6 protein-coding genes, 2 tRNA genes and 3 rRNA genes are annotated in these 12,501 nt (G+C 48.8%); 7 read left to right on the top strand and 4 right to left on the bottom strand.

The annotated features are described in order from the left end of the window. Nucleotides 1-2: 2 nt before the first annotated feature. The 3 genes from K4H28_RS08390 to K4H28_RS08380 are packed head-to-tail and all read right to left on the bottom strand — an operon-like array spanning nt 3 to nt 3,336. Nucleotides 3-1,214 (bottom strand): SAM-dependent methyltransferase, encoded by a 1,212-nt coding sequence (locus K4H28_RS08390; RefSeq protein ID WP_221004779.1) that lies wholly within the window; start codon nt 1,212-1,214, stop codon nt 3-5. Next, nucleotides 1,211-2,041 carry a DUF1365 domain-containing protein gene (locus K4H28_RS08385; RefSeq protein ID WP_255573479.1) on the bottom strand — a complete coding sequence of 277 codons (831 nt, stop codon included), beginning with the start codon at nt 2,039-2,041 and terminating at the stop codon, nt 1,211-1,213. The genes K4H28_RS08390 and K4H28_RS08385 overlap by 4 nt, the downstream gene beginning before the upstream one ends. 11 nt (nt 2,042-2,052) lie before the next feature. Beyond that, nucleotides 2,053-3,336, bottom strand: a complete 1,284-nt coding sequence (locus K4H28_RS08380) for an NAD(P)/FAD-dependent oxidoreductase (RefSeq protein WP_255573478.1) — start codon at nt 3,334-3,336, stop codon at nt 2,053-2,055. 106 nt (nt 3,337-3,442) lie between these two features. On the opposite strand from K4H28_RS08380, the gene K4H28_RS08375 reads away from it, so the two are divergent. Then, nucleotides 3,443-4,057, top strand: a complete 615-nt coding sequence (locus K4H28_RS08375) for a TetR/AcrR family transcriptional regulator (RefSeq protein WP_221004778.1) — start codon at nt 3,443-3,445, stop codon at nt 4,055-4,057. A 137-nt stretch (nt 4,058-4,194) separates the two neighbouring features. On the opposite strand, the gene K4H28_RS08370 is transcribed toward K4H28_RS08375, so the two are convergent. Further along, nucleotides 4,195-5,550: a sodium-dependent transporter gene (locus K4H28_RS08370; protein ID WP_221004777.1), complete on the bottom strand. Its 1,356-nt coding sequence runs from the start codon at nt 5,548-5,550 to the stop codon at nt 4,195-4,197. Nucleotides 5,551-5,831: 281 nt separating this feature from the next. Between K4H28_RS08370 and K4H28_RS08365 the strand changes: the two genes are divergently transcribed. The 6 genes from K4H28_RS08365 to rrf all read left to right on the top strand — a co-directional run bounded on the left by K4H28_RS08365 (nt 5,832) and on the right by rrf (nt 12,491). Continuing rightward, nucleotides 5,832-6,677, top strand: a complete 846-nt coding sequence (locus K4H28_RS08365; RefSeq protein WP_221004776.1) for a PA4780 family RIO1-like protein kinase — start codon at nt 5,832-5,834, stop codon at nt 6,675-6,677. A gap of 406 nt (nt 6,678-7,083) precedes the next feature. Then, nucleotides 7,084-8,617: ribosomal RNA gene (locus K4H28_RS08360) — 16S ribosomal RNA — on the top strand. Between the two features lie 104 nt (nt 8,618-8,721). After that, a tRNA-Ile gene (locus tag K4H28_RS08355) sits at nt 8,722-8,798 on the top strand. An 8-nt stretch (nt 8,799-8,806) separates the two neighbouring features. Beyond that, nucleotides 8,807-8,882 (top strand) — tRNA-Ala (locus tag K4H28_RS08350). A gap of 369 nt (nt 8,883-9,251) precedes the next feature. Then, nucleotides 9,252-12,143 (top strand): 23S ribosomal RNA (locus tag K4H28_RS08345). A gap of 234 nt (nt 12,144-12,377) precedes the next feature. Next, nucleotides 12,378-12,491 (top strand): 5S ribosomal RNA (gene rrf / locus K4H28_RS08340). Together the 16S, 23S and 5S rRNA genes with 2 tRNA genes alongside form the textbook arrangement of a ribosomal RNA operon. Nucleotides 12,492-12,501: the final 10 nt, after the last annotated feature.

Below are 12,501 nucleotides of genomic sequence, written 5' to 3'. Positions count from 1 at the left end.
TTTTAGTCTTTGTGGAGCAAGAATTGCACGACATCGGTTTTCCCTCCATCAAATCCCGCTTCGCAGTAGACAAAATACAGTCGCCAAATGCGCATGAATTTTTCATCAAAGCCTTGCGCACTAATCGCGGCTTTTTCACTTTCCCAATCGGCGCGCCAGCGTCTTAGCGTTTCAGCGTAGTCGCCACCGAAATGATATTGATCAGTGGTGCGTAAACCCGCTTGACTGGCCTTTTCATTAAACCGTTCAGGACTAGGCAACATGCCGCCGGGAAAAATATATTGCTGAATAAAGTCGGTACTGCTGCGATAGCGTTCAAACGCTGATTCGGCAATGGTGATGGTTTGGATTAAAGCTTTGCCGCCTGATTTGAGGCGTGCAGCGACCGTTTTGAAATATTCTGGCCAGAATCGCTCGCCCACCGCTTCGAACATTTCAATCGACACAATCGCGTCGTACTCGCCTTGCAAGTCGCGGTAATCACAGATTTCGAGTTTCGCGAGTTCGCCCAAGTCTTGTTGGGCGATGCGTTCTTGGGCAATGGCCAATTGCGCCGGAGAAATCGTTACGCCGTGCACATGAATACCGAGTCGCGCCGCATGTTCGGCAAAGCCGCCCCAGCCGCAACCGATTTCAAGTACGCGGCTGCCAGCGCGCAGGCCAAGCACGTCGATAATGCGTTGGTATTTGGCAATTTGTGCGCTTTGCAGTGATTGCGCGTAGTCGCCGTGGAAAATCGCACTCGAATATGTCCAGCTTGGGTCGAGCCAGCGCTGATAAAAGTCATTGCCAATATCGTAATGCGCATGAATATTGCGGCGGCTGCCTTCGCGTGTGTTTGGGCGCAACCAGTGTTTAATCCGATACCACAATGTGGCCAGCTTGCCGCCAAACACCATCTTGTCGAGTACGGCTTCGTTGCGCAGCGCAAGCGCCAAAACGGCCGTGAGGTCGGGGCTATCAATCCAACCGGCTTCATAGCTTTCGGCAAAGCCAATATCGCCCGCACGTAAAATGCGGCCGCAAGCGCGCCAATCGTGCACTTGCAAAGTTGCCGATGGTGGTTGGTGCAAGTTGCCGAACATTAAATGCGTGCCTTCTGGCGTAATCAACTGCAAATGCCCATGTTGCAAACGACCGAGTAGATTCAAAAAGAGTTTGGCCGCAGTGGGGGCGCTGCGCGAAAGGCTTTGAATAACTTGAGTTTGGTTCATGATGCCAGCTCCTGTTTTTGCGCAATAGATTGGATGGTAGTAGGTGTACTTGATGTGCTCAGCATGGTTGCGGGAGGCTGAGGCTTACTAAAAAAGGGTACTTTTTTGCGCCACAAATGAAAGGCTTGCCAGTGAATTCGAGCAAAAACGCCAATGGTCAGTAGTGGTTGCGCGAGTAGGGCACTCCATAAATTGGATTGATTGAGTGGAAGTCGTTTGCCGCCCACTGAGGTTTTGATGAGTAAACCGTCATTATCAAAATAATCAATGCCAACCCACGCCGTTTGCGCGGTATCGCGAAAGCCAAATTCATAATGGCCTTGCACTTCACAGAAAGGGGATACATGCATCATCTTGATGCATTCAATTCGGGTATTGCTGTCTATACATTGCTGGTCATGACTTGAGATTAAATACTGGTGAGTTTCGCCAAAGGTGTTGTTGACTTCAGCCAGTACCGCACGCAGCCCGCCTTGGCGATCGTAGCAATACCAAAAACTCACTGGATTAAACACAAAGCCCAAAACGCGTGGGAAGGTATGCAGCCAGATTTCGCCGTCGGCATCGATGTCGTATTGCACCAGCAAATCGCGCATCCATTGCTCAAGATTGCTGCCGTCTTTGGGGCCGTAATCGGCGGTATAAATTGAGACTGGCCGTAAACAATTGATGCCAAAGCCTATTACTTTAATATCAGCAAGTCGAGCTAAATTGAGTCGCAAGCAAAAAACCGGATACACAAAGCGGTTGTTGGCTGGTCGCAAACGCTCGTGCATCACTTGCCCACGAATAATTTGCGCGGCGGCGTTCATGGTGGACTGTTTCATGGCTGACTCGTTCATAACAAGCGCGTCCATGTCGGCGCGAGGCCAAAATCCGACACGATGCGCAGTGCCGATTTCAAACCATCTTCATGAAAACCGTAACCTGTCCAAGCGCCTGCAAACCAAGTACGATTTTTCCCTTGAATGGTAGGCAATTGCGCTTGAGCCGCGATGGCAGCGTGATCAAATACCGGATGTTGATATTCAAATTGCGCCAATACTTTATCTGCGGCTGGCGGTGTAAATGGATTGAGTGTGACGACCACGGGCGTTTGAAACGGCAGGTTTTGCAATTGATTGAGTAAATAACTCACGCAAACGGGGCGTTGTCCATCCACATTTGCCCCGCCTAGATAATTCCACGCGGACCAGACTTTTTTTAGTTTGGGTAGTTGGGCTTGATCGGTATGCAGTATTGCCGTATTGGCTTGATAGCGTACAGCAGAGAGTAGGGCGGTTTCAGCTTCGCTCGCGTCGCTGAGCATAGCGAGCGTGTCGGGTGCATGCGTGGCAAAAACGACCGCGTCGAACTGCTCGGCGCCAATTTCAGTTGTCACAATGACACCTGTTGAAATGCGCTCAACGCGGAATACCGGCGATTGCAAACGTACATCGTTAAGTGTCGCCGCTATTTTCTTCACGTATTCACGTGCGCCACCTTGGACCGTTTGCCATTGCGGGCGGTCATTCACTTGTAATAAAGCGTGATTCAGGCAAAAGCGCAAAAAGGTTGAAGCTGGAAAATCCAAGATGTCGTTCGGTGAGCTAGACCAAATCGCTGCGGCCATCGGTAATAAATAAGCATCGCGGAAGGTGTCGCCATAATTGCCACTCACCAGCAGTTGGCCCAAGGTCGCTTTGTTTTTTAAGCACTCATCAAGGTTTTCATTGGCGGCGGCATTAAAGCGCATGATGTCGCGCAACATGCCGATAAATGAAGGTGACAGCAAGCGGCAACGTTGGGCAAAAACGGTGTTCAGGTTAGTGCCGGCCCATTCAAGGTCGCCGTCATCAAGCGACACGCCAAACGACATATCCGTGCCATACGTATTCACGCCCAACTCGGAAAAAAGCGCGATCAGATTAGGGTAGGTCGCTTCGTTAAATACTAAGAAACCCGTGTCGACCGGATGCGTTTTGCCTTCAATGCTGATGTCGACCGTATTGGTGTGACCGCCCAAGTATCGCCCCGCTTCAAACAGCACGACGTCGTGACTGCGACTCAAAAAATACGCGCTGGCCAAGCCAGAGATGCCAGAGCCAATCACTGCGATACGTTGTCGAGCTGAATTCATCATTTTTCCTGCCGTTCATCATAAAGGGATGTTTATGTTTTTCTACTTCAGTGCTAAGATTACTACCAATTCAAAATAATATCTACTAATTAGTAGCGGAAATTTACCGATGAGTATTTTTAGCAAATTAAGCTTCAAAGATCAGGCCTTTCGCTTGCGTGAAAATGCGATTTTGGATGCGACGACCAGTATTTTGGGCTCAAAAGGCTATGACCTGATGACGATGGATGATGTCGCCAATGCGGTTGGCATCTCTAAGCCTAGTCTATATAAGCATTTCAAATCGAAAGAAGATTTAGTCGGCGAGGCCTTGATTCGTTTGATTGATGGTGCGATTGATTTTCTGGCGCAGTTGGATAATGACTTGAAGCCGATTGAAAAGCTCATCGCCTTGCTGGAGTGGGCGCTGCGAGTGCGCTTAGAAGGCGGGATGCCGTTTCTACCTTCAACTAGCACCCATGTGCGTGAAATGTTGATGCGTAACTTGAAATACATCACACGTGTGTTGAAGTTAAACGGTCAAATCGAAAAGCTGGTGCTGGCTGCTCAAAAAAGTGGCGATCTCAATCCTGAATTGCCGAGTGATGTGGTTTTGTTTAGCTACTATTCGCGTACGTGCGACCCTGCGGTCGAGTATTTGCAGAAGTTTAGCAAGATGGATAACGAGTCGATCATCACGCATATGCTGCAAGTGGCGTTAAACGGTCTTCGTAAGCCTGCTTAATGGGGTGTATTTGGTGATTTGATGTTGATTCAGCGCATGGGTGTCAATGAGCGCTGAATCATTACTGTTAGTTAACGGGTGTATTGCCTGCTAGGTATTGATTGATAATGACAAGCAGGCAATACATCCCTAAATTTTTAAAACAGCCCTAATCCTTTCAGCATAATCACCAAGATCAAAGCCGGCGTGATATAACGTACGAGCATAAACACTGCTTTAATAACCCAGCCGTTATTGAGTGTCCCGTCATTGCTGAGTTGTTTTTGTAGTTGTGGCAAGCCATAAACCCAACCCACAAATAGACAAATTAATATCCCGCCCAGTGGCAATAAGATGTTTGAGCTGATGTAATCAAACAAATCAAACGGATTTAGACCAAATAATTTCCAATCCGCAGTGACCGACATCGATAGCGTGGCAGGAATGCCGCACAAGCCAATCACGCCAATGCTAATAACGGTGGCTTGTTTGCGGCTAAAGCTAAAACGTTCCGACAACATGGCGACTGGCACTTCAAGGATTGACAAAATGGCGCCGGTCGCAGCAATCGCAGCCAAAACAAAAAATAACGCCATAAAGAATTGACCGAATGGCATGCTGGCAAATACCGCCGGAATCGTCATAAAGACCAGTGATGGGCCAGCTGCAGGCTCAAATCCGAATGAAAATACGGCAGGGAAAATCGCAAGACCTGCCAATAGCGAAACAGATAAGTCCGCTAGCATCACTCGTGTTGCGGTGAGCGGAATATTTTGTTCATTCCGGAAGTAGCTACCGTAGGTCAACATGGTTCCCATGCCGACTGAGAGTTTAAAGAAGGCCAGTCCCACTGCGGTCAAGATGACCGTGGCGCTGATTTTGCTAAAGTCTGGTGAGAATAAAAACTTCACGCCCTCCATTGCGCCTGGGAGCGTTAGGCTACGAATGCAAAGCAAAATGAGCAGCAAGAATAAAATCGGCATCAATTTTTTAGTGGCCGCTTCAATTCCTTTGGCAACGCCGAGCATAATGATTGCACCTGCCCAGGCTAAGACCAGCCACTGCCAGAATAATGCTTGCAGCGGGTTGGAGACTAGGGCACCAAAGGCGGCGTTGGCGCTGGCAGGGTCGGTGTTATTGATGCTGCCGCTGATGGATTTAAAGATATAAGCAAAAATCCAGCCTGCTACTCCGGTATAAAACGCGAGGATAAGGACTGCTGAAATCAGCCCCATGTAGCCAATCACAGGCCAAAATTTTTGTGATTTTGGGGCGAGCTTTTCAAAAGCGGTCACCGCATTGGCGCGTGAGGCACGGCCCAGCATGATTTCGGTGATCATGACTGGCAAAGCAACTAGCAGGGTGGCCAGTATATATACAATCAAGAAACTAGCGCCGCCATTGGTGCCAGTCATGTAGGGAAATTTCCAGATATTGCCCAGGCCCACGGCTGAGCCGAGGGTGGCGACTAAAACGCCAAAGGTTGAAGTGAATCCGTCACGATTGCTGCTCATACTAGTCCCTTAAATATTATGTTCTTTATATTGTCATACTATTCATATTTAGTAGAACCTTTGTCCATGCGGGAAAACCCGCCACTTTACTGGGATTTGATGTTGCTCATGGCCCGAGTGGCAGTTGTGAGTGTTTCATCTGCGATTAAGTCTAATGTGCTTGTTTTGGTTAAATCACGATGACCCGCGTATAGTGCGTTCGATAGAAATGAAAGTGCTAGACAATTGATGTATAACGCAAGCCGCACGGCACTGCATAAAAAAGGACTGATAAACCCGTAATGAAAACGCCAAAAAGATTAGAGCCATTGGTGGTGGATGGATTAGTTGACGAAGTGTTGCGTCAATTAATGAGTGGTAAAGAGGCGACGGTTTATGTTGTTCGCTGTGGTGATGAAGTTCGCTGTGCCAAAGTCTATAAAGATGCAAACCATCGTAGCTTTAAGAAAAACGCCGCTTACCAAGAGGGGCGTAAAGTAAAAAATAGCCGCCAAGCGCGCGCAATGGAAAAAGGCTCGCGCTACGGCAAGCAGATGCAAGAGGAAGAATGGCAAAACGCTGAGGTAGATAATCTCTATCGCCTTGCTGCTGCAGGTGTGCGTGTGCCAACACCATACATTTGCTTCGAAGGCGTGTTGTTGATGGAGTTGGTGACGGATGCCAATGGTAACGCAGCCCCTCGTTTGAACGACGTTGAAATGAGCGCCGAGTTGGCGCTTGAATATCATGCTGCATTACTCAAGCAAGTGGTTTTAATGCTTTGTGCTGGTGTGATTCATGGTGATTTGTCTGAATACAATATTCTGGTCGATGAGCATGGTCCGGTGATTATCGATTTGCCACAGGCCGTTGATGCGGCAGGCAATAATCAAGCTGCTGCAATGTTAGAGCGCGACGTTGATAATTTAGCTGAGTATTTTGGTCAATTCGCGCCAGAGCTGAATGGCTCGCAATATGGCAAAGAGATTTGGAAATTGTACGAAGGCGGTCTCTTATCTCCTGATGCTCCACTGACGGGTAAAGTGAAGCAAGATCATCGAAAAGTAGATGTGCGTGGCGTATTGCGTGAAGTTGAACATGTGAAAGAAGAACATTTGCAACGCCAACTACCCGATTTTCAGCCATAAAGAGCAAATATTGGAGTGGTTTGTATTGTTTTGATCCAAGGGCGCGTTAGCGCCCTTGTTTGTTTCTAGCGAGTGCTGCATTTTTGTTTCAAATTGGTTTCTATGTAAATCAACGACTTATCGCCTTGCTTGGATTTTCTTTGCCGATAGGTGTTGACGTGTTTGGATGGGGTGGGTATAGTTCGGCCTCTCTGCTGCTGACACAGCAAACGAAACAAGCGGTTCTAAAGCAAGTTTCGGTGTCTAAGCCACTGATCTTTAACAAAATACAGCCGATGAGTGTGAGTGCTTGATTTGCAAGTCAAACAAGTGCTTGCATTCACAAATGAGAAATAACTCGATGTTTACATCGAGGCGCTTTAAGTTTTGAGCGCAAGCCAAGTAGTACAAAATTAGCACAGAGATTAAACGAAAGAGTTTGATCCTGGCTCAGATTGAACGCTGGCGGCATGCTTTACACATGCAAGTCGAACGGTAACAGGGTGCTTGCACCGCTGACGAGTGGCGAACGGGTGAGTAATACATCGGAATGTACCCAGTAATGGGGGATAACGCTTCGAAAGGAGTGCTAATACCGCATACGCCCTGAGGGGGAAAGTGGGGGACCGCAAGGCCTCACGTTATTGGAGCAGCCGATGGCTGATTAGCTAGTTGGTAGGGTAAAGGCCTACCAAGGCAACGATCAGTAGCGGGTCTTAGAGGACGATCCGCCACACTGGAACTGAGACACGGTCCAGACTCCTACGGGAGGCAGCAGTGGGGAATCTTGGACAATGGGCGAAAGCCTGATCCAGCAATGCCGCGTGCGTGAAGAAGGCCTTCGGGTTGTAAAGCGCTTTTGTCGGGGAGGAAATCCTAGTGGCTAATAACTACTGGGGATGACAGTACCCGAAGAATAAGGACCGGCTAACTACGTGCCAGCAGCCGCGGTAATACGTAGGGTCCAAGCGTTAATCGGAATTACTGGGCGTAAAGCGTCCGCAGGTGGCTTGATAAGATAGACGTGAAATCCCTGGGCTCAACCTAGGAATTGCGTTTATGACTGTCTCGCTAGAGTATGGGAGAGGGGGGTGGAATTCCACGTGTAGCAGTGAAATGCGTAGAGATGTGGAGGAACACCGATGGCGAAGGCAACCCCCTGGCCTAATACTGACACTCATGGACGAAAGCGTGGGGAGCAAACAGGATTAGATACCCTGGTAGTCCACGCCCTAAACGATGTCTACTAGTTGTTGGGCTTTTCGGAGCTTAGTAACGCAGCTAACGCGTGAAGTAGACCGCCTGGGGAGTACGGTCGCAAGACTAAAACTCAAAGGAATTGACGGGGGCCCGCACAAGCGGTGGATGATGTGGATTAATTCGATGCAACGCGAAAAACCTTACCTGGTCTTGACATGTACGGAATCCTTTAGAGATAGAGGAGTGCCTTCGGGAACCGTAACACAGGTGCTGCATGGCTGTCGTCAGCTCGTGTCGTGAGATGTTGGGTTAAGTCCCGCAACGAGCGCAACCCTTGCCATTAGTTGCTAACATTTAGTTGAGCACTTTAATGGGACTGCCGGTGACAAACCGGAGGAAGGTGGGGATGACGTCAAGTCCTCATGGCCCTTATGACCAGGGCTTCACACGTCATACAATGGTCGGTACAGAGGGTCGCTAACCCGCGAGGGGGTGCCAATCTCACAAAACCGATCGTAGTCCGGATTGCACTCTGCAACTCGAGTGCATGAAGTCGGAATCGCTAGTAATCGCGGATCAGCATGTCGCGGTGAATACGTTCCCGGGCCTTGTACACACCGCCCGTCACACCATGGGAGTGGGTTTCACCAGAAGTAGGTAGGCTAACCGCAAGGAGGCCGCTTACCACGGTGGGATTCATGACTGGGGTGAAGTCGTAACAAGGTAGCCGTAGGGGAACCTGCGGCTGGATCACCTCCTTTCAAGAGAAAGACGAACAAATTAAGTACTCACACTCATCGGCTGTAGATTTGAAGAATGTCGGATTGATTGAGATGAATAATCTGAATTGAGATGACAACGATATGGGTCAGTAGCTCAGTTGGTTAGAGCACCGTGTTGATAACGCGGGGGTCATAGGTTCGATTCCTATCTGACCCACCACCTTAGTTGGGGGCTTAGCTCATCTGGTAGAGCACCTGCTTTGCAAGCAGGGGGTGAACGGTTCGAGTCCGTTAGCCTCCACCATTAGTTTGGTCTGGAACTACCTAGTAGAAAATAGAATTCTATGGATTGCACGATGTATTGTGCAGTGTATTTTATTCTGGTTTCTAAAATTAGAATGATTCACGAAAGTGAATTGAAATATCGATCTTTAACAAAATAGAAGAAGTAATTAATTCCAATAAACATTGTTGTGGAATTAGATTTAGAGATTACTGCTTGCAGTGATGGATAAATTTGATTTCAAAGTAAATATATTGGGTTGATTGTATCTGTTCAGTTGAATTGGTCTCATGCCAGTTTGATTGAACCGCAAGTGAAATGAGAACTCACTTGCAAGTCGCAAATACGATTTCAGTAACTTGAAATACGTTTACGTGTTTGAGGTTATAGGATCAAGCGAATAAGTGCATCTGGTGGATGCCTTGGCGATGATAGGCGACGAAGGACGTGATAGCCTGCGATAAGCGTGGGGGAGCTGGCAAAGTGCTTTGATCCCACGATTTCCGAATGGGGAAACCCGGCCCTTTTGGGTCACTCTAGACTGAATACATAGGTCTAGTAGAGCGAACCCGGTGAACTGAAACATCTAAGTAACCGGAGGAAAAGAAATCAACCGAGATTCCCAAAGTAGTGGCGAGCGAAATGGGAAGAGCCTGTACGTGATAGCAGTAGACTTAATAGAATGGAATGGAAAGTCCAACCATAGTGGGTGATAGTCCCGTATATGAAAAGTCAATTGTGGTACTAAGCGTACGAGAAGTAGGGCGGGACACGAGAAATCCTGTTTGAAGATGGGGGGACCATCCTCCAAGGCTAAATACTCATCATCGACCGATAGTGAACCAGTACCGTGAGGGAAAGGCGAAAAGAACCCCGGGAGGGGAGTGAAATAGAACCTGAAACCGGATGCATACAAACAGTGGGAGCCCTTGAAAAATGGGGTGACTGCGTACCTTTTGTATAATGGGTCAGCGACTTACGTTCAGTAGCAAGCTTAACCGAATAGGGGAGGCGTAGGGAAACCGAGTCCGAATAGGGCGCATAGTTGCTGGGCGTAGACCCGAAACCAAGTGATCTATCCATGGCCAGGATGAAGGTGCGGTAACACGCACTGGAGGTCCGAACCCACTAACGTTGCAAAGTTAGGGGATGAGCTGTGGATAGGGGTGAAAGGCTAAACAAACTTGGAAATAGCTGGTTCTCCTCGAAAACTATTTAGGTAGTGCCTCATGTATCACTGACGGGGGTAAAGCACTGTTATGGCTAGGGGGTCATCGCGACTTACCAAACCATGGCAAACTCTGAATACCGTCAAGTGCGAGCATGGGAGACAGACCTGGGGTGCTAACGTCCTGGGTCAAGAGGGAAACAACCCAGACCGCCGTCTAAGGTCCCAAATGATCAATTAAGTGGAAAACGAGGTGGGAAGGCACAGACAGCCAGGATGTTGGCTTAGAAGCAGCCATCATTTAAAGAAAGCGTAATAGCTCACTGGTCGAGTCGTCCTGCGCGGAAGATGTAACGGGGCTCAAATTGATAACCGAAGACGCGGATATGACCATTTATGGCATATGGTAGAGGAGCGTTCTGTAAGCCTGTGAAGGTGTCTTGAGAAGGATGCTGGAGGTATCAGAAGTGCGAATGCTGACATGAGTAGCGATAAAGGGAGTGAAAAGCTCCCTCACCGAAAACCCAAGGTTTCCTGCGCAACGTTCATCGGCGCAGGGTGAGTCGGCCCCTAAGGCGAGGCAGAAATGCGTAGTCGATGGGAAACAGGTTAATATTCCTGTACTTGATATAAGTGCGATGTGGGGACGGAGAAGGTTAGGTTAGCCAACTGTTGGAATAGTTGGTTTAAGTGTGTAGGCGGATCCCTTAGGCAAATCCGGGGGGTCTTAACGCTGAGGCATGATGACGATTCACTTAGGTGATGAAGTAACTGATACCCTGCTTCCAAGAAAAGCCACTAAGCTTCAGCTTATATTGAACCGTACCGCAAACCGACACAGGTGGGTAGGAAGAGTATTCTAAGGTGCTTGAGAGAACTCGGGAGAAGGAACTCGGCAAATTAACACCGTAACTTCGGGAGAAGGTGTGCCTTATAGGTGAAGAACCTTGCGTTTGGAGCTATATAAGGCCGCAGAGAAATGGGGGCTGCGACTGTTTATCAAAAACACAGCACTCTGCCAACACGAAAGTGGATGTATAGGGTGTGACGCCTGCCCGGTGCTGGAAGATTAAATGATGGGGTGCAAGCTCTTGATTGAAGTCCCAGTAAACGGCGGCCGTAACTATAACGGTCCTAAGGTAGCGAAATTCCTTGTCGGGTAAGTTCCGACCCGCACGAATGGCGTAACGATGGCCCTACTGTCTCCTCCCGAGACTCAGCGAAGTTGAAGTGTTTGTGAAGATGCAATCTCCCCGCTGCTAGACGGAAAGACCCCGTGAACCTTTACTGTAGCTTTGCATTGGACTTTGAAGTGGTTTGTGTAGGATAGGTGGGAGGCTTTGAAGCTGAGACGCTAGTTTCAGTGGAGCCGTCCTTGAAATACCACCCTGACCCCTTTGAGGTTCTAACCTTGGTCCGTTATCCGGATCGGGGACCGTGCATGGTAGGCAGTTTGACTGGGGCGGTCTCCTCCCAAATTGTAACGGAGGAGCTCGAAGGTCGCCTAGGTACGGTCGGACATCGTACTGATAGTGTAATGGCAAAAGGCGGCTTAACTGCGAGACCGACAAGTCGAGCAGGTGCGAAAGCAGGACATAGTGATCCGGTGGTTCTGTATGGAAGGGCCATCGCTCAACGGATAAAAGGTACTCCGGGGATAACAGGCTGATTCCGCCCAAGAGTTCACATCGACGGCGGAGTTTGGCACCTCGATGTCGGCTCATCACATCCTGGGGCTGTAGCCGGTCCCAAGGGTATGGCTGTTCGCCATTTAAAGTGGTACGTGAGCTGGGTTCAAAACGTCGTGAGACAGTTTGGTCCCTATCTGCAGTGGGCGTTGGAAATTTGAGGGGGGCTGCTCCTAGTACGAGAGGACCGGAGTGGACTGACCTCTGGTGTACCGGTTGTCACGCCAGTGGCATTGCCGGGTAGCTAAGTCGGGAAGAGATAAGCGCTGAAAGCATCTAAGCGCGAAACTTGCCTCAAGATGAGATTTCCCTAGGGTTTTAAATCCTCTAAAGAGTCGTTCGAGACCAGGACGTTGATAGGTTGGGTGTGGAAGCGCAGTAATGCGTTAAGCTAACCAATACTAATTGCTCGTGAGGCTTGATCCTATAACCTGAGACGCGTAATGCGACGAAGATATAGTCAACCCAAAGAAAGTAGAGTGTACGTAAGTGCATGATACGAAAGATAAATACTGAGACAGTGTGGTTGGAAAGTGTAGTATAATTACTTCTTCTATTGATTTGTGAGTTAGCGCTGTAGGCGTGTTACTAGAAATAGTGCAGCTGAATGCGATAATTCAAAGTGTGGTGAGAAAACTCACCGCACCAGACAGTTTAATGTCTGGCGACCATAGCGAGGTGGTCCCACTCCTTCCCATCCCGAACAGGACAGTGAAACACCTCAGCGCCGATGATAGTGCGGATTGCCCGTGTGAAAGTAGGTCATTGCCAGACTTCCCTAAAG

The organism is Deefgea tanakiae, assembly GCF_019665765.1.
In the GTDB taxonomy this organism is placed as follows: Bacteria; Pseudomonadota; Gammaproteobacteria; order Burkholderiales; family Chitinibacteraceae; genus Deefgea; species Deefgea tanakiae.
The sequence above is the reverse complement of the archived record's forward strand: the minus strand, read 5'-3'. Positions and strand labels throughout refer to the sequence as shown.